The sequence below is a fragment of the Thermaerobacter nagasakiensis genome, from assembly GCF_055396825.1.
This window is the reverse complement of sequence record NZ_AP043740.1, coordinates 825,602-847,326: the sequence shown is the minus strand read 5'-3', so window position 1 is coordinate 847,326 and position 21,725 is coordinate 825,602. Positions and strand designations below refer to the sequence as shown.

General features: G+C 73.2%; 18 protein-coding genes and 1 tRNA gene. 12 read left to right on the top strand and 7 right to left on the bottom strand.

Annotated features, from left to right (window positions below):
* The first annotated feature begins 203 nt into the window (after positions 1 to 203).
* Entirely contained in the window at positions 204 to 1,385 is a 1,182-nt protein-coding gene (locus ACZ5T9_RS03705) for a tyrosine-type recombinase/integrase (protein WP_464833910.1), read from the top strand.
* Between the two features lie 126 nt (positions 1,386 to 1,511).
* Here ACZ5T9_RS03705 and ACZ5T9_RS03700 read toward each other — a convergent pair.
* Together ACZ5T9_RS03700 and ACZ5T9_RS03695 are read right to left on the bottom strand one after the other, a co-directional pair.
* Positions 1,512 to 1,584 (bottom strand) — tRNA-Val (locus ACZ5T9_RS03700).
* 51 nt (positions 1,585 to 1,635) lie between these two features.
* Positions 1,636 to 3,282 carry an FAD-binding oxidoreductase gene (locus ACZ5T9_RS03695; RefSeq protein WP_464833909.1) on the bottom strand — a complete coding sequence of 549 codons (1,647 nt, stop codon included), beginning with the start codon at positions 3,280 to 3,282 and terminating at the stop codon, positions 1,636 to 1,638.
* A 333-nt stretch (positions 3,283 to 3,615) separates the two neighbouring features.
* On the opposite strand from ACZ5T9_RS03695, the gene ACZ5T9_RS03690 reads away from it, so the two are divergent.
* From ACZ5T9_RS03690 to ACZ5T9_RS03655, 8 genes are all read left to right on the top strand, one after another.
* Entirely contained in the window at positions 3,616 to 5,130 is a 1,515-nt protein-coding gene (locus ACZ5T9_RS03690) for an HD-GYP domain-containing protein (RefSeq protein WP_464833908.1), read from the top strand.
* 6 nt (positions 5,131 to 5,136) lie between these two features.
* Complete coding sequence (locus ACZ5T9_RS03685) at positions 5,137 to 5,619, top strand: chemotaxis protein CheX (RefSeq protein ID WP_006903049.1); 483 nt, start codon at positions 5,137 to 5,139, stop codon at positions 5,617 to 5,619.
* A 16-nt stretch (positions 5,620 to 5,635) separates the two neighbouring features.
* Positions 5,636 to 5,995 (top strand): response regulator, encoded by a 360-nt coding sequence (locus ACZ5T9_RS03680; RefSeq protein ID WP_006903048.1) that lies wholly within the window; start codon positions 5,636 to 5,638, stop codon positions 5,993 to 5,995.
* Between the two features lie 100 nt (positions 5,996 to 6,095).
* Positions 6,096 to 8,081 carry a methyl-accepting chemotaxis protein gene (locus ACZ5T9_RS03675; protein WP_464833906.1) on the top strand — a complete coding sequence of 662 codons (1,986 nt, stop codon included), beginning with the start codon at positions 6,096 to 6,098 and terminating at the stop codon, positions 8,079 to 8,081.
* The gene (locus tag ACZ5T9_RS03670; RefSeq protein WP_464833905.1) at positions 8,071 to 8,898 is read left to right on the top strand and encodes a chemotaxis protein CheW; all 828 of its coding nucleotides are present in this window, start codon (positions 8,071 to 8,073) and stop codon (positions 8,896 to 8,898) included. Before ACZ5T9_RS03675 ends, ACZ5T9_RS03670 begins: the two co-directional genes overlap by 11 nt.
* Positions 8,895 to 11,072, top strand: a complete 2,178-nt coding sequence (locus ACZ5T9_RS03665) for a chemotaxis protein CheA (protein ID WP_464833904.1) — start codon at positions 8,895 to 8,897, stop codon at positions 11,070 to 11,072. Before ACZ5T9_RS03670 ends, ACZ5T9_RS03665 begins: the two co-directional genes overlap by 4 nt.
* On the top strand, positions 11,069 to 12,409 hold the full coding sequence (locus ACZ5T9_RS03660) for a protein-glutamate methylesterase/protein-glutamine glutaminase (protein ID WP_464833903.1): 1,341 nt from the start codon (positions 11,069 to 11,071) through the stop codon (positions 12,407 to 12,409). Before ACZ5T9_RS03665 ends, ACZ5T9_RS03660 begins: the two co-directional genes overlap by 4 nt.
* Positions 12,410 to 12,652: 243 nt before the next feature.
* Entirely contained in the window at positions 12,653 to 13,594 is a 942-nt protein-coding gene (locus ACZ5T9_RS03655; RefSeq protein WP_464833901.1) for a CheR family methyltransferase, read from the top strand.
* A 74-nt stretch (positions 13,595 to 13,668) separates the two neighbouring features.
* Here the strand turns inward: ACZ5T9_RS03655 and ACZ5T9_RS03650 are convergent, their stop codons facing one another.
* From ACZ5T9_RS03650 to ACZ5T9_RS03635, 4 genes are all read right to left on the bottom strand, one after another.
* Positions 13,669 to 15,666 carry a TRAP transporter permease gene (locus ACZ5T9_RS03650; RefSeq protein ID WP_464833899.1) on the bottom strand — a complete coding sequence of 666 codons (1,998 nt, stop codon included), beginning with the start codon at positions 15,664 to 15,666 and terminating at the stop codon, positions 13,669 to 13,671.
* Positions 15,667 to 15,697: 31 nt separating this feature from the next.
* Positions 15,698 to 16,540, bottom strand: coding sequence for a hypothetical protein (locus ACZ5T9_RS03645; protein WP_464833898.1), 843 nt, complete (start codon positions 16,538 to 16,540; stop codon positions 15,698 to 15,700).
* Between the two features lie 43 nt (positions 16,541 to 16,583).
* Positions 16,584 to 17,603: a TAXI family TRAP transporter solute-binding subunit gene (locus ACZ5T9_RS03640; RefSeq protein ID WP_242823205.1), complete on the bottom strand. Its 1,020-nt coding sequence runs from the start codon at positions 17,601 to 17,603 to the stop codon at positions 16,584 to 16,586.
* A gap of 111 nt (positions 17,604 to 17,714) precedes the next feature.
* Positions 17,715 to 19,031, bottom strand: a complete 1,317-nt coding sequence (locus ACZ5T9_RS03635; RefSeq protein WP_464833896.1) for a M42 family metallopeptidase — start codon at positions 19,029 to 19,031, stop codon at positions 17,715 to 17,717.
* A 283-nt stretch (positions 19,032 to 19,314) separates the two neighbouring features.
* On the opposite strand from ACZ5T9_RS03635, the gene ACZ5T9_RS03630 reads away from it, so the two are divergent.
* Positions 19,315 to 19,644, top strand: a complete 330-nt coding sequence (locus tag ACZ5T9_RS03630) for a TM2 domain-containing protein (protein ID WP_006903038.1) — start codon at positions 19,315 to 19,317, stop codon at positions 19,642 to 19,644.
* 229 nt (positions 19,645 to 19,873) lie between these two features.
* Positions 19,874 to 20,080, top strand: a complete 207-nt coding sequence (locus tag ACZ5T9_RS03625; RefSeq protein ID WP_006903037.1) for a CDGSH iron-sulfur domain-containing protein — start codon at positions 19,874 to 19,876, stop codon at positions 20,078 to 20,080.
* A 234-nt stretch (positions 20,081 to 20,314) separates the two neighbouring features.
* Here ACZ5T9_RS03625 and ACZ5T9_RS03620 read toward each other — a convergent pair whose 3' ends face one another.
* Positions 20,315 to 21,142 carry a class I SAM-dependent methyltransferase gene (locus tag ACZ5T9_RS03620; RefSeq protein WP_464833895.1) on the bottom strand — a complete coding sequence of 276 codons (828 nt, stop codon included), beginning with the start codon at positions 21,140 to 21,142 and terminating at the stop codon, positions 20,315 to 20,317.
* Positions 21,143 to 21,356: 214 nt separating this feature from the next.
* Here ACZ5T9_RS03620 and ACZ5T9_RS03615 point away from each other — a divergent pair, with 214 nt between their 5' ends.
* Positions 21,357 to 21,716, top strand: coding sequence for a hypothetical protein (locus tag ACZ5T9_RS03615; RefSeq protein WP_006903035.1), 360 nt, complete (start codon positions 21,357 to 21,359; stop codon positions 21,714 to 21,716).
* The last annotated feature ends 9 nt before the right edge of the window (positions 21,717 to 21,725 follow it).

The following is a 21,725-nucleotide window of genomic DNA, read 5'->3' as shown; positions in this document are numbered from 1 at the left end:
GAGCAGGGGCGGCCGCGTGGGGCTGCGGCCCCGGGTGAAGAAGGCGGCCCCCGGGCAGCGTTGACCCTTGATTAAGAATCAAGAGGTCAGCCAAAAATCCGCTCCCAGCAACGGTTTATTGGTTCATTCCAACGTCTTTCCAACGCCGTCCGCACGTGCTATGCTGGTTCCAACCGCATCCAGCACGAAGAGGGGGCGATCCCGTGCGCGGTCATATCCGCAAGAAGGTGTGGGTCACCAAGGGAGGGGAGACCCGCCAGAGTTACGAGGTCATCGTATGGGTCCGCGATGCCCAGGGACGCCGGCGCCAACGGTCCCGGACGGTGGGGACCCGGCGGGATGCCGAGCGTTTGCTCCGGCAGTGGGTCGAGCAGATTGAAGGGGCAGGCGGCACCGCGCCCGCGGGCCGGATCACCGTGGCCACCCTCATGGAGGAACACTTCCTCCCTCACTGCCGGCGCACCCTGGAGGCCGCGACGGTGGCGAACTATGCGCACGTCGCACGGAAGCACATCCTGCCACGGTTGGGCAGCGAGCGACTGGACCGGCTCTCGCCCGCGGCCCTGAACCGCTTTTACGATGAGCTGATGGCGACCGGCGTTGGAATCCCCACGATTCGCCGGGTCCATGCCACCCTGCACCGCGCACTCGCCCTCGCGGTGAAGTGGGGCCTAACCCTCACCAACCCCGCCGCGCATGCCGATCCGCCGCGGGCGCCGCAGCGGCCGGTTGAAGATGTGGACCCGAGCCTGCTGGCGCGCCTGTTGGATGCGGCCCGCGAAGACCGGCTTTACGCACTCTGGTTGCTGCTGGCCCTGACGGGGCTCCGTCGCGGAGAGGCTTGCGCTCTGCGATGGGCAGACGTGGACCTAGATCGTGGAACCCTCGCCGTCCGCCGCGCCCGCGTGGTCGTGGAGGGGCGGGTGATCGAGAAGGAACCCAAGAGCCGTACCGGGCGCCGGGTGATTACGCTGCCACCCGGGGTCGTGGAGGCCCTGCGCCGGTGGCAAGCCGCCCAGAAGCGCGAGCGGCTGCGCCTTGGCCCCCGGTGGGGCGGAGGGGATTACGTCTTTACCAGCGAAGAGGGGATGCCGCTCCGGCCCGACCTTCTTCAGAAGCGCGCCTGGAAGCGGCTCCTGCGTGCGGCGGGGCTCCCCGCGACCCTCCGCATCCACGATTTGCGGCACTATCACGCCACGATGCTCGCCCACGCCGGAGTGCCAGCCAAGACCATCCAGGCGCGGCTCGGCCACCACAGCGCCGCTTTTACGTTGGACCGCTACGGCCACGCCATGCGCGCAGCCGATGCCGATGCCGCCATGCGGGCACAGCAGGCCGTCTTCGGGGAGGACAGCACCCATGGAAAAGAGCAACGCCAGGCATAGCCTGGCGCAGCGCCACCGCCACGGGGGGATGCGCGGCCATCGCCCCCGCGGCGCTTCCAACACCCTCGCGACCGCAGCGTTGGAACTATGTTGGAAATGCGGCCCTTCCGATCCCAGAAATCCTTGTGGGCGCGGGAGGACTCGAACCTCCGGCCTCTTGAATGTGAGTCAAGCGCTCTAACCGCTGAGCTACGCGCCCGCCCTATGCTGCGGCGTCACAACGCCATTATAGTGGGCCGGCCGGTCATCGTCAAACGCCGGGGATGTGGGAACCTTCCGGCGCGACGCCGGGATCGGCGGGCAAAACCTTGCCGGGGTTCATGATCCCGTAGGGATCCAGCAAGGCCTTCAGCGCGGCCATGACCGCCACGCCGGCGGGGCCGTGTTCTTCCAATAAGTAATCGCGCTTGCCCAGGCCGACGCCATGCTCGCCCGTGCAGGTGCCGCCGCGCGCCAGGGCATCGCGCACGATGGCCTCGCTGGCCCGGCGGGCGCGCCGCACCTCTTCGGGATCCGCCGGGTCGACGGCGAAGAGCACGTGGAAGTTGCCGTCGCCGGCATGGGCGACGATGCCGGCCGCGAAGCCCAGGGCCTCCACGGTGGCCCGCGCGTGACGAAGGGCGGCCGGCAGCTGGGACAGGGGCACGCAGACGTCGGTGCTGAGCTTCTTGCGTCCCGGCGCCACTGCCGTCACCGCCAGCCCGGCGTGATGGCGCGCGTCCCACAGGCGCTCGCGCCCGGCCGCGTCCCGTTCCACCGCAAAGTCCGTGGCGCCCCACCGGGCGCAGGCCGCCCGGCCGCGCCGCACGTCACCCTCCACCGCCGCCGGCCCGCCGGACCATTCGAGGAACTGGGTGGGCTTTTCCGGGTAAGTGGTGCCGCGGTACGTATTCACCGCCGCCAGGGTCCGCTCGTCCAGGAGCTCGATGCGCGTCGCTGCCGGGCAGCGCCGGGTCACCTCCACGGCGGCCTGGGCGGCGGCCTCCAGGCTGGGGAAGACCGCCCGCGCCGCCACCACCGCCTCGGGCAGCGGATACACCCGCAGGGCCAGGGCGGTGATGACCCCCAGGGTACCTTCGGAGCCGACAAACAGGGGCGTCAGATCCCAGTTGGGCAAGGCAACGCACCAGGAAGGCTTGAAACTCCGAGCGCCCGCCGCGACATCCGGCGAACCGCCCGCCACCGGCCCGCCTGAACCCAAGGAAGCCCCCGGCCGGTCCCCGCCACCCTCCCCGGCGCCCGCGGCCCCAGGCCGCTCCTGGCCGGCGCCCGTGGCCGCAGGACGCGCCTGGCCCGGCCACGTCGCGTCCACCCCCAGGGCAGCCGCCGGCCGCTGGGCCAAGCGGGCCAGGCGCCCCGTGCGCAGCACCCTGCCCCCCGCCAGCACCACCTCCAGCCCCAGCACCTGGTGCTTCATGGCGCCGTAGCGCAGGGCGTTGGTCCCGCTGGCGTTGGTGGCCGCCATGCCGCCCAGGGTGGCGTCGGCACCCGGGTCCACCGGGAAGAACAGGCCCTCCCGGGCGAGGTACGCGTTGAGGCGCGAGCGCCGGAGCCCGGGTTCGACCTGCACCACCCTTGCCTCGGGATCCAGGGCAATCACCGCGTCCATGCGCCCCAGATCCAGGCTGATGCCGCCGCGCACGGGAATCACATGCCCTTCCAGGCTGCTGCCCGCTCCGAAGGGAACGACGGGCACTCCCTCCGCCGCCGCCCAGCGCAGCACGGCCTGCACCTGTTCCGTGTTCTCCGGGTAGACCACCACGTCGGGGTTGTGGGGCGGGTGGATCGTCAGGTCCCGGCCGTGCTGCTCCCGCTCCGACGCTCCCGCCCGTACCCGCCCGGCGCCCACCAGGGCGCGCAGCGCTGCGGCCAAACGATCGCCGTGCAGGCTCGCCACCCCACTCCCTCCCGCCACTCCGTGCGGCTCCCGCCGCTCCGTCCGCGACCCCCTCGCGGTCCCGGCACCCTGGGGGCGGCCCGGCCAGCCGCCCGCGGCAGCCCTCCGCCTAAACGGGCCCCAGGTCCCGCTCGATAAGGAGGACACAAACCCTACAAGGGTTCCATCATGTTCCAGGCGCGGCACGGCCCAGGGACGCAACCAGGAGTCGGTTGGGGTTCTTCGACAAGTTTCGGCAGCAGCTTACCGTGGGCAGCACCGGTGGCTGGTGCTTTACGGTAACCCGCGCCGGGCCTGGAACCGCCGGCCCGCCACGCCAGGGGAGGAAGAGGAATGCTTCGCGTTGCCGTGGACGCCGTCGCCCCCGGAGCCATCCTGGCGCGCACCCTTTACACCACCACGGGGCAGCCGGTGCTGCGGGCAGGCCTTCCCTTGAATGATTCGGTTCTCCGGCGCCTGCCCTCCTTCGGGATCCGGTTCGTCTGGCTGGACGAACCGGCCCTGGCCGGGCTTGCCCCCGAGGAACCCCTGTCCCAGGTGACCTTCCTGCTCGCCGTCGGCGTCCTGATGCAAACGGCCACAGCGGCGGCGGGCGGCGAGACCCGGCTTCCGGCTACCCTGCGCAGCCAGCTGGCGGACGTGGCGGCCCGGATCGCCGACGAGCTGGAGGCGGCCCCCGGCCTGCCGGGCTGGAAGGACTCTGGAAAGGAACGGCCCGGCACCCGCACGCCCGGCCCGGACTGGCACGCCGCCTCCGGTGCCGGCGGCACCGGGGCGGTCCCCATGCCGCGGGAGCACGGCGCTTCGCCGGTCACCTCGGTCGACCCGGGCGCTCCGGCTCCCGGCGCCGCCTTGCCTTACCCTGTAGCGGGCAGCGGGCCCGAGGCGTGGGCGGTCACCGTCCTCAACCGTGCGATCCTGGCCGGGCGCCTCGCCCTGGCCGGTCCCTACCGGGGGCAGGTGCGGGATTTCGTCCTGGCCGCCCTGCTGCAGGATGCGGGCCTGTGGCGCATGCCGGGCGCCCCCTACCGCTGCGACCCGGTGGCGGCGCTGGACGGGACGCTGGGTACACCGCCCGGCGGTCACGGCGGCTCCCCCGGCGGCGACACGGCGGGCCCCGCCGGCCCCGGCGGCGGGCCGGGTGGCCCTGGCCGCCTCACCGGCCGCGGCCAAGCCCCCGGCCACGACGACGCAATCCCGCAGGGCGGTGCCTTCACCCCCCGCTCCACCGCCACCGGCAGCCGCACCCCCGACCCGAGCAGCACCGCTCCCCACGCCGGCACCGCCGGTCACGTCGCCCTGACCCTGAACTGGCTCTCCGGTGTGGAACTGGGCGGCCTGGTTCGGGCCCTGATCGCCCAGCACCACGAGCAGCTGGACGGAGGCGGCTACCCGGAGGGCCTTCGCGATGACGCCTTCCACCCGGCGGCCCGGCGCATGGCCGCGGTCACCGCCTACACCCTGGCGGTGCAGGGCTGCCCGCACCGCTCCGGCTGGCTCCCCCATGAGGCGTACGAGTGGCTGCTGGCCGAAGGGCCCCGCCTGTGGGGAGCCGACGTGGTGGAGGAGCTGGCTGCCATCCTGTACCCTTATCCGCCCGGCACCCTGGTCCAGCTGGACGGCGGGCCCTGGGCCGTGGTGACCGGCTGTACCGGTGCCCGCCGGCTGCGCCCCCGGGTACGGCTACTGCCGGCCCGCTGGCAGCCGGGTTCCGCCGCCCGGGAGGCGGCGGCAGGGGGGGCCGTGATCGACCTTCTCGAGCAGCGAACGCGGCAGATCACCGCCTGGGCGGTGGCCTGGCCGGCAACGGCGGCGGATGCTCCGGCACCCGCCGGCAAGGGGAGGTGAGAGAACGTGCGAGCCGAGTACATCCGCCCCTTCCTGGCGGCTGCCATCGACGTCCTCAAGGTGGACTTCGGCGTCGACCGGGTAGAACGGGGCGAGCTGCGCATCGAGACCAGCTACTACACCACCCAGGAAGTGACCGCCATCATCGGCCTGACAGGGGAAATCGAGGGAACGGCCATGTTCGGCACCACCAAGACCACGGCCCGCCGGATGGTGGAAGCGGTGACCGGCGTCCTGCCGCCCGTGTTCGACGAGATGGCCGAGAGCGCCTTCGCCGAGTTCGGCAACGTGGTGTCGGGCCGCGCCTCGATCCTGTTCGAGCAGCAGGGCTGGCAGTGCACCATCTCGCCGCCCACGGTGATCATCGGGCGCGGCGCCATCATCTCCAACGGCGGCATCCAGCGCCTGATCGTTCCCCTGGAGACCCCCCTGGGCGAGGTCCAGCTGGCCGTGGCCCTGCGGCCCGCCGGCCAGCCGGCCCGCGCCTGACGGAGGAGGCTATGCCGTGGCCAAGATCCTGGTTGCCGACGACGCGGCCTTCATGCGCATGCGCCTGTCCAACCTGCTGACCGAAGCGGGCCACACCGTGCTGGAGGCCACCAACGGCGCCGAGGCGGTCGAGCAGTACCGCCAGGAGCGCCCCGACCTGGTCCTGCTGGACATCACCATGCCCGTCATGGACGGTCTGGCCGCCATCGAGGCGATCCGCGGCATCGACCCCCAGGCGCGCATCGTGGTGTGCAGCTCCCTGGGCCAGCAGGCCATCGTGCTGAAGGCCATCCAGAGCGGAGCCCGGGATTTCATCGTCAAGCCCTTTCAGCCTGAGCGGGTGCTGGACGCCGTCAGCCGCGTCCTGGCGGGATGAACCGGCCCGCGCGGCAGGCGCGGGATGCACCGGCCCGCCGCCCACCGGCCGGCGGCGGGGACCGCGGCGCCCGCCGCGAAGACAAAAGGAGGCCACCATCATGCGACGACCCCATCTGGGCGTGGGCGCCAAGCTATGGCTCGCCTTCGGGACCCTGCTGGTCCTCCTGGCGTTCATCGCCTACACCGGCATCACGGCCATCCAGCAGTTGATCACCCTCACCGGCGAGGTCGACCGCATCGGCCGCACCCTGACCCTGGCCGCCCAGGTGCGCGCCCTGGCGGCGGAACAGGCCTCAGCCGTCCGCGGGTTCCTCCTGACGGGCGACCCCGCCTACCGCAACGCCTCCCAGGAAGCGGCCACGGCCATGTCCCAGACCCTGGCCGAGCTGCGCGACCTGGCCACCCAGGCCGCAACCCAGCAGGCCGTGGACGCCGTGGGCACCGCCGCCAACGCTTTCCAGCAGGCGGTCTCACCGGTCCTGGCCCTGCGCCCCACCACCCCCAGCGACGTCCAGCAGGCCCTGACCCGGGTGCGCGACCCCCAGGCGCAGCTGGACGCCGCCGTCGAGCAGCTGGTGGCCAACCGGCAAGAGCGCCACCAGCAGATCCTGGCGGAGCAGCAGGCCACCGAGGCGCGGGCCCGCCTGCTGATCTTCGGGCCCGCCGCAGCAGCCCTGGTGATCGGCCTGTTCATCGCCTCCACCCTGACCCGGTCCCTGACCCGCACCCTGCGTCAGGTGGTGCAGACGGCCCGGCGGGTGGCGGACGGCGACCTGACCGTGCCCCTCCTCAAGGTCCGCAGCCAGGACGAGATCGGGGAAATGGCCCAGGCCTTCAACGACATGCTGCGGGCGTTGCAGGAGCTTTTGCAGGCCGTCCAGGCTTCAAGCCGGGCCGTGCTGGTTTCGGCCCGCGAGCTGAGCGAGGCCGCCGAGCAGTCGGCCCAGGGCGCCGCGGAGGCGGCCCAGGCCGTCAGCCAGGTGGCGGCCGGGGTCACCGAGCAGGCCCAGGCCTCCGACGAGATGCGCCAGGCGATCGAACAACTGCGCCAGACCACCGAGCAGATCGCCACCGGCGCCCAGCAGACCGCCGGCGAGATCCAGGCCACGTCCCACCTGCTGGACCAGATGAACCGGGCCGTGGAGTCGGTGGCCGCCAGCGCCAGCCGGGCCCGGGAGCGGGCCGAGCAGGCGGGCGGCACCGCCGACCAGGGAGCCGAGGTCGTGCGCCAGACGCTGGACGTCATGGGCGCCATCCGCCGGGCGGTGGGGGAGTCGGCAGACCGGCTGCGCAACCTGGAGCAGCTTTCTTCCCAGATCGGCGAGATCACCCAGGTGATCTCCAGCATCGCCGAGCAGACGAACCTGCTGGCTCTCAACGCCGCCATCGAGGCCGCCCGGGCGGGCGAGCACGGCCGCGGCTTCGCCGTGGTGGCCGACGAGGTGCGCAAGCTGGCGGAGCGGTCCGCCGTCTCGGCCCGGGAGATCACCGGCCTGATCGACCGGATCCAGGCGGGTACCGCCGCCGTGGTCCAGGCCATGGTGGCCGCCACGGACCAGGTGGAACGGGGCGGCGTCATGGCCGGCCAGACGGGCGAGGCGCTGCAGGCGGTGCTGGAGGCCGTTCAAGCCGTGGTCGACGATGTCCGGGGCATCGCCTCCACCGCCGCCGACCTGCGGGCCAGCACCGAACAGGTGGTCCGGGCCTTCGACGCCGTGGCCGCGGTGACGGAAGAGAACACCGCCGCCACGGAAGAGATGGCGGCGGGCGCAACCCAGGCAGGAAAGTCGGTGGAACGGGTGGCCGCCGTGGCCCAGGAAAACGCCGCCGCGGCCGAGCAGGTCTCGGCTGCCGTGGACCAGCTCAAGGCCGCCGCCGGGCGGGTCGCCCGGTCGGCCGGCGACCTCAACCAGGTGGTAACCCGCATGGAACAGCACGTGAGCCGCTTCAAGCTGGCGGCCGGCGCGTCAGGACCTGCCGGCGTCCCCGCTGCGGGCGTCGAGGCCGCCCCGGCCCTGGCCGCGGCCATGGCGGCGGTGGCGTCCGGGGCCACCGGGCCGGGAGGCGAGGGCCATGGCCGCTGACGGGCCCCGCAGGCCGGAGGCGACCGCCCAGGAGCCGCGGGTGCTGGTCCTCTTCCGCCTGGCCGGCGAGGACTATGGCATCGATGTGGGCTGCGTCCGGGAGATCATCACCTGGCAGCAGCCCACCCGGGTACCCCGCACCCCGCCCTTCGTGGAAGGGATCATCAACCTGCGGGGACACATCATCCCGGTCCTGGACCTGCGCCGCCGCCTGGGCCTGCCCGAAGGGTCGCGGGAGCGCAGCACCCGCATCGTGGTGGTGGAACTGGACACCACGGTGGTGGGCCTGGTGGTCGACGCCGTGTCCGAGGTGGTGCGCCTGCCCGCCGGCACCATCGAGCCGCCGGCCGAGGTCCTGGCGGTGGACGCCAGCTTCATCGAAGGGATTGCCCGCCACGGGGACCGGCTGATCCTGGTCCTGCAGCCCGGTCAGGTGCTGGCACCGGCGGAATGGCAGGCCGTCCAGGCGGCACAGGCAGCGGAGGCGGCGCCTGCCGCAGCCGCGGCCGGGGGCGCGGATTCCCTCGACGAAGCGGGAGCCGGCGACACCGCGGAAGGGCCGGTCCGGCCCGTCCCCGAGGCCGCAGGGGGACCCGCTGAACCTCGCCGGGACGGGCCTGCCCCGGCCGGCGCGGAGGTTGCCGCAGGGTCCGGGCTGGAAGCCCCGGCCGGCGCCGTCCCTCCGCCGGCTTCCCGGCCCGGCCGGCCTCCCGTGGCCGGCTCTGGCGCCCCCGCACCCGGACCGCGCCCGGTCCATGCAGAGCAACCCGGGGACGCGGCGGAACCGCCGGGGACGGCCGGGGGGATGGTCCGGTGACCGGCGATCCCTGGCTGGACCTGAGCGACGAGGAGCGGCAGCTGTTCCTGGCCGAGGGCGGCGAGCTTTTGGATCAGCTGGAGGCCGGGCTGCTGGACCTGGAGACGGGGCAGGCGGGACCCGGCACGGTGCACGCCGTCTTCCGGGCGGCCCATACCTTGAAGGGCTCCGCCGCCACCGTGGGCCTGGACGGCATGGCCCAGCTGACCCACGCCATGGAGAACCGCCTGGACGCCTGGCGCCAGGGTCAGGCGGCGCCGGCCCCCGGTGAGATCTCCCGGTTGCTGGCTGCGGTCGACAGCCTGCGGGCCATGCTGGCCGCGGTGGCGGCCGGGAACACCCCCCCGCCACCGCCGGCCGAGTTGGTGAGCGCCCTGGCCTCCCCGCCGCCGCCAGACGCGGCCGCGCCCCTGGAGGAACCCGCGGCCGGGACCGCCGCAGCCGGTCCTGCCCGCTGGCTGGTGGAGGCCGAGCTGGACCCGGCCTGCCTGATGCCCGCCGTGCGGGCGCTGCAGGTCCTGCTGGCCCTGGAGGAACAGGCCACCCTGGTGGCCTCGGAGCCGCCCCGGGACGGCCTGGAGGCGACCTGGGCAGGGAACCGGGTCCGGGCCTGGGTCGAGGACACCGGCCCGGCGGAGAGGCTCCAGCAGGTGGTGGCCGCCGTGCCCGACGTGGCGGCCGTCCGGGTCGTTCCGGCCGAACGCGGCCGGCAACCTGCTCCGGCTCCCGCCGGAGCCCCGCTCCAGGACCCGGGTGCGGCGCCCCGCCCGGCGGGAGCGGTTCATGCGCCCGCTGCGGCGAACGCCGTTCCCACCGGCGAAGGGGCCGAGCCGGAAGGTCCTGTGTTGGCCGGGGCCGGGCTCCCGGGCCCGGCGCCCGCGGGTGCGGCCGCCGGGCCGCCCGCTCCCGTCCGCCCGGCACCCGCACCCGCCGGTGAGGACCGCACCATTCGGGTCGATGTCGCCCTGCTGGACCGGCTGCTGAACCTGGTGGGCGAGCTGGTGGTCGAGCGCGGACGCCTGGGCCAGCTGGGGCAGGAGCTGGGCCGGCGGCCCGCCGTGCACGACCTGGCCGACGAGCTCTTCCGGGTCACCGGCCAGATCGCCCGCATCACCGGTGCCCTGCAGGATGCGGTCTTGCAGGCCCGCATGCTGCCCGTGGCCCGGATCTTCCGGCGCTTCCCCCGGCTGGTCCGCGACCTGGCGCTGATGCTGGGCAAGGAGGTGGAACTGGAGCTGGTGGGCGAGGACACCGAGCTGGACCGTACCCTCCACGAGGTGGTGGCGGACCCCCTGCTCCACCTGGTGCGCAATGCCCTGGACCACGGCATCGAGGCCCCGGAGGAGCGAAGGCGGGCCGGCAAGCCCGCCACCGGCCGGGTGCGGCTGGTGGCCGCCCGGGAAGGGCATCACGTGCTCATCCGGGTGGAAGACGACGGCCGGGGCCTGGACCCCCAGCGGCTGCGCCGGGCGGCAGTGGAAAAGGGGCTGATTTCCCCGGACCGGGCGGCAGCCCTCAGCGACCGGGAGGCCTTCGACCTGATGTTCCTGCCCGGTTTCAGCACCGCCGCCCGGGTGACGGGTGTTTCCGGCCGGGGGGTGGGCCTGGACGTGGTCCGCCAGCGCCTGGAGCAGGCGGGTGGCCGGGTGGAGGTGCACAGCCGCCTGGGCCAGGGCACGGCCTTTACCCTGGTGTTGCCGCTGACCCTGGCCACCCTGCGAGCCCTGCTGGTGGAGGTCGGCGACTACGTTTATGCCCTGCCCCTGTCCGATGTGGGCGAGGCGGTACGGGTGACGCCCGGCGAGCTCCGTTCCCTGCAGGGCCGGTGGGTGACCACCGTCCGCGGCCAGGTGGTGCCCCTTCTCTGGCTGCGCCAGTTCGGCGACCCTCGCTTCGGGCCGCAGCCCGGGGACGAGCCGCTGGTCGCCGTGCTGGTGGAGCGCCGGGGCCAACCCATCGGCCTGGTGGTCGACCGCCTGCTGGGCGAGCAGGAAGTGGTGGTAAAGGGGCTGGGAGAACTCCTGGCCGGAACCCGGGGGCTCAGTGGCGCCACCATCCTGGGCGACGGGCGGCTGGCCCTCATCCTCGACACCCCGACCCTGGTGGCGGAGCTGGCCGCCGCCGCGGCCGGTCCGGCGGCCGCCCGCGCCGGGGAGGGGGGTCCGCCGCGATGAGGGCACCTTCCCCCATCCGGGTGCTGGTGGTCGACGATTCGGCCTTCATGCGCCGTGTCCTGACCCGTATCCTGGAGAGCGACCCCGCCCTGCAGGTGGTGGGAACGGCCCGGGACGGCCTGGAGGCGGTGGTCCGGGCGGCCTTGCTCAAGCCGGACGTCATCACCCTGGATGTGGAGATGCCCCGGCTGGACGGCCTATCGGCCCTCCCCCAGATCCTGGCCGCCCACCCCTGCCCTGTGGTGATGGTCTCCAGCCTGACCCAGCGAGGTGCCCAGGCCACAGTGCGTGCCCTGGCCCTGGGAGCCGTCGACTTCGTAGCAAAGCCCTCGGGCGCCATCTCCCTGGACCTGGACCGGGTAGCGGCCGAGCTGGTTGCCAAGGTGAAGGCTGCGGCGTCCGTTCCGCCGGAACGGCTGGTGGTGGCAGCTGGTGGGGGCAAGGGGAATGCGGCCAAAAGGTCCCCCACCCTGGGGGCTGGCCCGGCCGGGTCGGCCGGCGGCCGGGCAGCCGGGATACCGCTGTCCTTCCCGCTCAAAAAGGACGGTGGCCGCACCGCAGCTCCCGGGCCGTCCCGTGACGGCATGGCGCTGGACCGCCGACCCCCGGCACCGGGACCTGCCCCCGGGAAGCAGCCAGGACCGGCTCCGCTCGCGGGAGGCAGGACCGCCGGCGGGCATCTGGGCACCCCCTCTGCCGGGCGCCCCAGCGCGTCTGCGGGCCAGCCTGTGGGCAGGCCCCCCGCCGGCCGGCGGCTGTCCCATCTCGTCCTGATCGCTTCGTCTACGGGCGGTCCCGGAGCGCTCTACCGGCTGCTGGGCGCCCTTCCTGCCGGCCTGCCGGCGGCGGTGGTGATCGTGCAGCACATGCCGCCCGGGTTTACTCGAGCCCTGGCCGAGCACCTGGACGCCACCAGCGGCCTCGCCGTGGCCGAGGCGTGGGAGGGCGCGCCGCTCTGTGATGGCTGGGCCTGGGTTGCCCCGGGCGATTACCACCTGCTGGTCACCACGGCGGGCACCCTGCGACTCGACCAGGGGCCGCCGGTCCACGGGGTGCGCCCGGCGGCGGATATCACCTTCGCCTCGGTTCCTGAGGAACTGGCCCGGCGGGCGGTGGTGCTGGTCCTCACGGGCATGGGGGCCGACGGCGCCCGGGGCGCCCAGCAGCTGCACCAGCGGGGCGCCCGGGTCTGGGTCCAGGACGCCGCCAGCTGCGTGGTGCCCGGGATGCCCGGCGCCACTGCGGCCCTGGGCGTGGCCGAGCGGTCAGGGACCCCGGAAGAACTGGCCGCCTGGCTCGTCGAAGCCCTGGCCGGCGGCGGCGAGCCGGCTCCATAAGGCCGCGACGGCGTGGGGCGCGGAGCGGGAGCCGGCCTGCCCGGCCGGGGGCATGGCCAAAGGCACCGCCCGGTCAACAAAACCGGCCTGGGGAACGAACCGGGCCCGAATCGCTGCGGGTGCGGTCCCGGCACGCGGTATGGCCAGGCCGTCCCGCCGGGCGGCCCGCAGGGAGCGGGACGGCAGCGGGCTGGAGGGACCAGGCCAGAGGCGACAGGCCTGGAGGGGGGGAACCGGTGGGACATGGTGGAACGGCCATGGCGTGAGGGCAGCACGGCCCGAAGGCATGTACCCGGGAACGCGGAACCCGGCGACCCCGGCCGCCGGGGCGGCCCCGGCGACCCCCACTTCGCGGTGCTGGCCGCCGCCGCGCGCCAGGTCCTGGGAATCGACCTGGATGCCTACCGGTCCCGGCAACTGGAACGGCGCCTGCAGTTCTTCCGCGAGCGTCACGGCCTGCAGGACAATGCGCACCTGGCCGCCCGCCTGCGCGACGACCCTGCACTGGCCCGCCAGTTCGCCGATTTCCTGACGATCAACGTCTCGGAATTCTTTCGCAACCCGGACCGGTTTGAGGTGCTCAGGGACCGCTTCCTGCCGGCCCTCTTGCGCCGCCGCTCGCCGCTGCGCGTCTGGAGCGCCGGCTGTTCCATCGGAGCCGAGATCTACTCCGTGGCCATCCTCCTGCAGGAACTGGACCCCACGGGCCACCACGAGCTCCTGGGCACCGACATCGACGGGGCCGCCCTGGAACGGGCCCGCCAGGGCGTGTTTGAACCCCTGGAAGTGCGGGCGGTTCCGCCCGCCTTGCTGCAACGTTATTTCCGCCCCGAGGGCCAGGGGTGGGTCCTGCGGCCGGAGATCCGCCACCGGGTGCGGTTTGCCCGGCACGACCTGATCACGGACCCCTACCCGGGCGGCTGGGATTTGATCCTCTGCCGCAATGTGGTGATCTACTTCACGGAAGAGGTGAAGCGGCGCGTCTGGACATCCCTGGCAGGCAGCCTCCGCCCGGGCGGCATCCTGTTCATCGGCGGCAGCGAGAGCCTGTACGGCGTGGCGGGAACGGGCCTGCGCTACCTCACCCCTTGCTTCTACACCCGGGACGAACCGGTCTCCAGCGAGGCCGTACCCGCCACCCGGCCCGGCCCGGCAGGGTCCCCGTCCCTTCCGCCCCGCCGGTGACGGCCCGTCCACGGGTGATCCGCAAGGGCCGGGCCGCCGCCCCGCGTGTTTCGCCGCTTTCGGAGCCAGGACCGTCAGGCCGCGGCCGCCGGTGCCCGGGACCGGCCCCCGGCCAGATGCAAGGCCACCGCCGCCGCCCCCAGCACCAGTCCCGCCAGGTCGACGTGCGAGCCGGGATACATCAGCGCCATCCCCCCGGCCACCAGCAGCACCCGCTCGTACCAGCGGGCCGGTCCCCGCAGCCAGCCCGCCACACCGGCCACCAGGGCCGCCAGACCGGCGACCGCCGTCAGGGTCGCCCGCAGCACGGCCAACCCGGGCCCGTCCAGCAGCAGGTTCATCCCGGCGGGACTCAGGGTGAAGAGGAATGGAACCAGGAAGGCCGGCAGGGCGTACCGCCACGTCAGCCACATGGTGCGGAAGGGATTGCCGCCCGTGATGGCAGATACGGCGAAGCAGGACAGCGCCGTCGGCGGCGAAACCTCCGAGAGGACGGCATAGTAGAAGGTGAACATGTGGGCCGCCGGTTCGGGAACCCCCACCTGGACCAGGGCCGGTGCCACCGTCACCGCGGCCACGATGTAGGAGGCGGTGATGGGCAGGGCCAGGCCCAGCAGGAGGAGCACCACCGCCGACAACAGCAGGGTGGGGACCAGCTGCCCGCCCGACAGCGCCAGCACCAGGGAGGAGAACTTGAGGCCCAGCCCCGTCAGGTTCAACACCCCGACGATGATGCCGGCCACGGCGGTGGTGGCTACCACCGACAGGGCGGACCGGGCTCCCCGGTCCAGCGCCTCGACCAGCTTGCGGGGTGTCAGGGCGGTATCCCGCCGCAGGTAGGAGACGGCCACGGCCAGGGCCATCGACCACATGACGGCGTAGGCCGCCGTATATCCTGCCAGCAGGAAGGCGACGATGGCGACCAGCGAGGTCAGGTGAAACCCGTACCCGCGCAGGAGGCGCCCCAGCGGAGGTGCTTCGGCCACCACCGGCCTGACCGCTCCCCGCGCCGCATCCAGCTCGATCATCAGCAGAATGCACAGGTAGTAGAGGACGGTCGGCACCACGGCCCAGCGGATGACATCAAGGTAGGACACCCGCAGGATCTCGGCGATGATGAAGGAGGCCGCTCCCAGGATGGGCGGTGAGATCACGGCACCGATGCCGCCCGCGGAGAGCAGGGCGCCGGCCCGCTCGGCACTGTATCCGGCCCGCCGGAGCAGGGGCCAGGTGATGGCTCCCAGGGTGACCGCCGTGGCGACACCGCTGCCCGACGGGCCGCCCAGCAGGAAGGAGGCGGCGGTGACCGCCCGGCCAGGACCCGCCCGGTGACGGCCCACCAGGGCCAGGGACAGGTCCACGAAGAACCGGCCCGCGCCGGAAGCGTCCAGCAGCGCCCCGTACAGGGTGAAGAGAATGATGAAGGTGGCCGACACGCCCAACGGGACGCCGAAGATCCCCTCCAGGGAGAGGTACATCTGGCCGATCAGCCTGGAAAAGCTGTAGCCGCCGTGCCCCCACATGCCGGGGAAGTAGGGCCCCAGGAACCCGTAGGCAAGAAACGCCACGGCCAGGAGAGGCAGCACCCAGCCCGTGGTCCGCCGGGCCGCCTCCAGCACCAGGAGCAGCGCCAGCGTGCCCAGCAGCAGGTCCGGTGTCTCCGGGCGAATGATGCGGTAGGCCACCTCCCGGTAGAAGACCACCAGGTACGCCATGGTGACCACCGCCAGCAGGGCCAGGACGCCGTCGACCCACGGGATGCGGTGGCGGTCCTGCCGCCCCGAGGCAGGGTACAGCAGCAGGATCAGGGCCAGGCCGAAGCCCAGGTGGATGGCCCGCATGGGATGGGCCGGGATGTATGCGAAGGTGGCCCAGACGTGGTAGAGGGCCATGACCACCGCCAGGACCCGGATCACCACCGCCAGCGGTCCCCGGGGCCGGCGGGTCACCCCTTCATAGCGCTCGACCAGTTCGTCCACGTCATCGGAACCCGGCACCGGTCCCGGCGCCTCCGCCGGCGCTGCCTCCCGGGCCCTCGCCGGCCCGATGCCTTCCGCTCCGTCCCTCGCCATGCCGCGTCCCCCTTGCCTGCCTCTGGGGCCGTCACTCTGTGCCGGCCCGCCGCTCACCGTCCATCCTCGGCCCTGCCGTCCAAACCTTGCTGTGCGCACCTTCTGCCCGGATGCCGATGACGGCCGTGGCCCCGTCTTCCACCAGGCTGTAGAGGGGCAGGCACCGGTCGCCCACCACCAGGGACCGCCGGCCGGTGACCGTGGCCCGCACCCGGAGGGTCCCAGCGGGTTGCGGGACCGTCCCGCCCGCCCCCGGCTGCCCCAGCAGCCGGTTCGCCGCCTGGGGAATCAGGGGCATCTTCAGCGAGAGCCGGTACCACGGAACCGAGTTCCAGGTCCCACCCGCCAGGCGAGTCCTCCCCGCCGCGCCGGACGGGACGGGGACAGCCCCGCCGGCCTGGACCTGCTGCCGGTTGGCCTGGGCGCCGCCCGTCCCGGGACAGGCCAGGGCCGGGGCCGCGGCCATGGGCTCGAGCCTCGCCCTTGCCCCCAGCCCGTCCCCGTAGTACCACGCGATGTCCGGCGTGGGGGCTTCCACGGCGACCAGTTCCAGCCCCCGCCCCGTCACCCGGAACCGCTCGCGCACGGGAACCCGGAACATGGAGTGGCGGTACTCCAGAACCACCTCCTGGCCTGGCGCCACCGGCCAGCGGGCCAACGGTGCGGGCGGCCACCGCTGCGGGGACCCCCCGGCCAGGCCTGGTAACCGGCCGGGGGCAGCGGTCATGCCGCCCTCCGGCCCCACCGCCCGCACCTCCAGCCACCAGCGGGGCTCGCCGGCGCCGATGGCCTGCCGGATAAGGAGCCCGGCCAGGGTCACCGCCAGGAGGCCCGCTCGAGCCGCTGCCCAGGGCAAGGCGGCCCGGCGGCGCACCGTTCCCGCCGCCGGGGCCGGTGCGCCCGCATGGCGTGCGGCCTCAGCGGTTCCAGGCACCCTGTTCCTGGTAGTAGCGGATGGCACCGGGGTGATACTCCACCACCTGGCCCGTCACGGCGTTCTCCAGGGTGAGCTTCTCGGCCTCGGGGTGGACGGCCACCAGCTCGTCCTTGTGCTCGAAAAGGGTCTTGAGGATGTCGTAGGCCCTCTGCTCGTCCATGCCGGCAGGGACCAGGAGATAATTGGGCACGGCGACGGTGGGCGTGTCTTCCTTCACGTCACCGCTGTAGGCACCGGCGGGGAAGATGTCTTCAACGTAGACGGCGCCGTACTTCTGGACCAGGTCGTCCACCACTTCGCCCATGGGCACGATGTAGATGTCAAGCCCCGGCGTGTTCGCCAGGTCGCTCACGGCGCCCGTGGGATAACCGCCCGACCAGAAGAAGGCGTCGATGCGGCCGTCGCGCAGGGCATCGGCGGACTCCTGGACGCCCAGGAACTCCCGCTGGACGTCGGTGTCCGGGTCCAGGCCCGCCGCCTCCAGGATGCGCAGGGCCGTCACCTCGGTGCCGCTGCCGGGGGCGCCCGTGGAGACCCGCTTCCCCTTCAAGTCCGCCAGGGTGCGGATGCCCGAATCGGCCCGGGTGACCAGGTGATTGTAGTTGTTGTAGAGGACGGCCAGCGCTTTCACGGGCTGCGGACCGTCAAAGGGGTCCTGTCCCTGGACGGCCAGGTAGGCGGTATCCGCCAGGCTGAAGGCCAGTTCGGCGTCGCCCTGGGCCAGGAGCAGGATGTTGTCGACCGATGCCGAGGTGACCTCCGCGACGGCGTTGACACCCGGAAGGTGCTTGGACAACACGTCGGCCATGGCCCCGCCGTAGATGTAATACACCCCTCCGGTCCCGCCCGTGGCGATGCGGATCTGGCCCCCCTGGGCGCTGCCGCCGCCGCTGCCGGCCGGTGTGCCGGTGCCGCCGCAGCCGGCCAGCACCGCCGCCACCAGCGCGAGGACCAGGAACGGTACCGCCCTCCGCACGGTGAACCGCCACCGCATGCCCATCCCTCCCAGCTTCCTCCGGACCGGCCGCCGGAGGCCTGTCCAGACGCGTTCTCGCGACGGGATTCGGCACGGTGGGGAACCGTTCCTGCCACGTGGCAGCTTGCCTTACATTTATTGCCATGATGCCGCGGCCGGTGCCGGCCGGCCAGGCCATCCATTGGATCGTCCCGGCCAGGGTGCCGGGGGGTGCCCGTAGCGCGGTACCGGTGCCGGCGGAACAGGCGCGACCCATCCGGCAGGTGCCGCGGGCGGAATGGCCCACCCGGCAGGCACCGCGGGCGGCGCGGCGGGCACGGCGGGCATGGCCGGAGTGCCCGGGACGGGCGGCTCCACCGTCCGGGCCGGGCCCATCGCCCGGAGCGCCTCCACGGTGCCGGCATCGAGGCGCTGGATCACCGCCACGATCAGCCGGGCCGCTTGTTCCAGGTCGGAGAGATGCAGGATGGAGCCATGGCTGTGGATGTAGCGCACCGGGATGCCGATGGACAGGGTCGGTACGCCCGTCGAGGCCGTGTGGATCTTGCCGGCGTCGGTGCCGCCGCCCGGCATCACGTCGAACTGGATGGGAATGCCGTGGTCGCGGGCCGTGTCGACCACCAGGTCCCGCAGCCGCAGGTGGGGGATCATGCTGGCGTCGTAAAGGGAGATGGCCGGCCCTCCACCCATCCGGCAGGAAGCCGGCAGGCGGCTCCGGTCGATCCCCGGCGTATCGGTGGCCACCGTGGTGTCGATCACCAGGGCCACGTCGGGCGCCACGGCCCGGACGCTGGTGGTGGCCCCGCGCAGGCCCACCTCTTCCTGGACGGTGGCCACCGCGTAGACGGTGTTGGGGTGCGGCACCGTAGCGAGCCGGCGCAGCACCTCCACGAGGATGACGCAGCCGGCCCGGTTGTCCCAGGCCTTGGCCAGGAAGGCCCCGGGCGGCCCCAGGGGCTCGAAGGCGCTGGCCGGCACCACGGGGTCCCCCGGGCGAATGCCCAGCCCTTCGGCCTCCTGGCGGCTGGTCGCACCCACGTCGATGAACATGTCCCGCATGTCCACCGGGCGGCTGCGTTCCTCCTGCGGCAGGATGTGGGGCGGCTTGGCGCCGATGATGCCGGTGACCGGCCCGCGGGCCGTGTAGATGCGCACCCGCTGGGCCAGCATCACCTGGCTCCACCACCCGCCGATGGGCTGGAACCGTATGAACCCGCCCTCGTCGATGTGGCTCACCATGAACCCGATCTCGTCCATGTGGGCCGCCAGCATGACCCGCGGCCTCGCGGCCCCTCCGGGCCGCTCGGCGATCAGCGAGCCCAGGTTATCCGTCTCCAGGCGGGGGGCCAGTTGCCCCAGATGCCGGGCCAGCACCTCCCGCACCGGAGCCTCGTAGCCGGAGACGCCCGGCGCCTCCGCCAGCTCCCGCAGCAACGTCCAGCCTGCGGTCATGGCGACACCTCCCGGGCGTAACGTGCGCCCGCGGTGGCACGGTTATCCTCCGGTACCCACGGCCGCCGGTGCCCACACCCGTGTCGCGGCCGCGCCCCGGCATAGCAGGGGAAGGGCCCCCCTGCTCGAATAGGGTGTTTTCGTGCCCCCGGATGACCCGGGAAGGAACACCTGCCTCCGGCCGGCCCGTCCCCGCCCGGGAGCGGCAGCCGGCGGGAATGCGGGGGGATCCGGTCGCTGCCGGGGCGTCCCGCCCCACGGGGGCCGGGAAGGAGGGAAAGATGTGGCGGACCTCTACGACCTGACCGACCGGGAGCTGCAGGTGGCCCGGCTGGAGATCGAGCGGCGCCAGAAGTCGGCGGTGGTGGCCTGGCTGTTGTGGCTCTTCCTGGGCGGCCTGGGCGGCCACCGCTATTACCTGGGGCCGGTCTGGCAGGGCATCCTGATGACCGTGACACTGGGCGGCTTGGGCTTCTGGGCCCTGATCGATGCCTTTTTCATCCCGCGGCGCCTGCGGGCGGTCAACAAGGCCGTGGAAGAGGCGGTCGTGCGGGACATCCTGGCTCGACGGGGCCAGGACGGCCGGGCGCCGGTGGCCTCCCCGGCCGGCTGATCCTTCCGGAGCCTGCGGGCCTCAGCCGGCGGGCCTTCCATGGCGGGCGGCCGGGCCGGGCCGGACGAACCCGGCCCGGCCGCTTGTGGCCGGACCCGGGGCCGGTGGGCCGGTTGACGCCGCATGGCCTGCGGGTGAAACTGGTGGCAAGCCAAGGAACGGCAAGGACCGGCGCCATCTCCGGCAACGCCCGGAACGCGCCGGGAATTGCGGGAAAGGGGTGCGACCGGTGAGCCGGCTGGTCCGCCACGATCGCAACCGCCCCTATGAGGTGCGGCCCGAGGGAGCGGAGAAGAGCATCTGGATCTGCGCCTGCGGCCTGTCGAAGAACAAGCCCTTCTGCGACGGTTCCCACAAGCGTACCCGGGACGAGAAAGAGGGCGCCCTCTACATCTACGACGACGAGGGCCGCATCGAGGTCCAGTCCATGTACTGAGCCGGTGGACGGGCCCTACGCCGGCCCGCCGCGGCTTCCACCACCGCTGGGGGCCCATGGCGAGGCGACTGCAGAAGGTGGAGCGCCTCCTGCCGGCCCGCCCCGGGCCGGCAGGGGGACCGGAAACCGTCGGCGGGCGGGACGGTCGCCGGCGGCAGGCCCGGCGTCCCCGCGGCGGTCCGGCGGTGCCAGGCGCCCGCCGGCCGCGTCCCGCCGCTGCGTCGTCTCGCGCCGTCAGGGCTTCTGGGCCACCAGCAGCACCCGCCGCTTGATGTAGACCCATCCTTCGGGGCCTTGCGTCACCACCCGCTCCCGCACGGCCGCTTCATCCCGCTGCCAGCGGTCTTCCAGCTGGGCCAGCACCCCCGGCTCCGGGGCGACGGGATAGAGCCACCGATCCAGCGGCATAGGCTCCACCAGGACCTCCAGGCGTTCCAGCTCAAGCCCGGCCCCTTCCAAGACGCCCGCCCAGCGGCCCGGCGTCAGGGCTTCGACGTGGGAGGCATCCCGGATCCGCTCCAGATCGTTGAAGAGGGCAGCCGCCTGCGGATCGGCGGGTGGCGTCATGTCCACCACCCCCAGGCGGCCGCCGGGGCGGAGGACCCGGGCCATCTCGGCCACAGCGGTCACCACGTCGCCGAAGTGGTGGGCTGCCCGCCGGCAGGTGACCAGGTCGAAGGACCCCTCCGGAAAGGGCAGGGCGTGGACATCGCCGGTGACGAACCGGGCGTTCTGCACTCCCCGGGCTTCCGCCTCCCGGGCAAAGGCCTCCGCCATGGCCGGGGTGGCATCGAGGCCCACGACCTCCGCCACCTGGGGTGCGAAGGTCAGGCCGGTGTGACCTGCAGCCGTGGCCACGTCCAGCAAGCGCTGGTGGGGCTGGGGGTCGAGGGCCGCGACCAGGGCGAACAGGTCGGCCCCGGCCCGGTGCCCCGGGCTCTGGCGGTACGCCTCGGCATGCCGGCCGAAGAAGGCCTGAACCGCTGCCAGTTCCCCACGCCGCTCTCCCCCTGGATCGCCACCACCCTGCCGCCCGCCTGCCACCTCAAAGCCCCGTTCCATCGGGGCACCCCCTCTCCCTTCGGGCCGGCAACCGGTTCCTCCCGTGCCGAAACCCGGGTACCATGGTACCACGGCGCTTGTCCGCCGGTCTGCCCCGCCCGTCCCGGGCGGGGCGGCAACCGGACCCTGCCCCGTACCGCACCGCAGGGGGCACCGCCCGGCCGGGGCCGCCGGGGCGGGAGGGTGAGAAACCAAGCTCACGGGAGGGACGACCTTGGCCAACCTGGCGTTCGTCCACGGCTTTCTGGGACCCATCGTGTTCGCCTTCGCCGTCATGCGGGTGATCTGGACGGGATACCGGCTGCTGGCCGGGCGCGACCTGCCGGCCCATCGCCTGGTCGGGGGCCTGTCCGTGGGCCTGTTCGACCTGCAGGCCTTGCTGGGCATCATCTTGCTGGTGACGCTGGGCTTCGGGACCGTGGGCTGGCAGCACCCTGCCCTGATGCTGGCCGCGGCCGTCCTGGCCCACATGAGCGTGGCCGCCGGCCGGCGAGTGGAGGGGCGGGCGCCTGGACCTTTCGTGCTCGCCCTGATCAGCGTGGTGCTGGTGACCGTGGCCTATCCTGCGCCGTGAGCCACGCGC

What these genes read in the sequence shown, in the direction of transcription:
- ACZ5T9_RS03690 (WP_464833908.1), top strand. Translation starts at nt 3,616, where the DNA reads ATGCTTCGCGTTGCCGTGGACGCCGTCGCCCCCGGAGCCATCCTGGCG.
- ACZ5T9_RS03675 (WP_464833906.1), top strand. Translation starts at nt 6,096, where the DNA reads ATGCGACGACCCCATCTGGGCGTGGGCGCCAAGCTATGGCTCGCCTTC.
- ACZ5T9_RS03670 (WP_464833905.1), top strand. Translation starts at nt 8,071, where the DNA reads ATGGCCGCTGACGGGCCCCGCAGGCCGGAGGCGACCGCCCAGGAGCCG.
- ACZ5T9_RS03660 (WP_464833903.1), top strand. Translation starts at nt 11,069, where the DNA reads ATGAGGGCACCTTCCCCCATCCGGGTGCTGGTGGTCGACGATTCGGCC.
- ACZ5T9_RS03655 (WP_464833901.1), top strand. Translation starts at nt 12,653, where the DNA reads ATGGTGGAACGGCCATGGCGTGAGGGCAGCACGGCCCGAAGGCATGTA.
- ACZ5T9_RS03650 (WP_464833899.1), bottom strand. Translation starts at nt 15,666, where the DNA reads ATGGCGAGGGACGGAGCGGAAGGCATCGGGCCGGCGAGGGCCCGGGAG.
- ACZ5T9_RS03640 (WP_242823205.1), bottom strand. Translation starts at nt 17,603, where the DNA reads ATGGGCATGCGGTGGCGGTTCACCGTGCGGAGGGCGGTACCGTTCCTG.
- ACZ5T9_RS03635 (WP_464833896.1), bottom strand. Translation starts at nt 19,031, where the DNA reads ATGACCGCAGGCTGGACGTTGCTGCGGGAGCTGGCGGAGGCGCCGGGC.
- ACZ5T9_RS03620 (WP_464833895.1), bottom strand. Translation starts at nt 21,142, where the DNA reads ATGGAACGGGGCTTTGAGGTGGCAGGCGGGCGGCAGGGTGGTGGCGAT.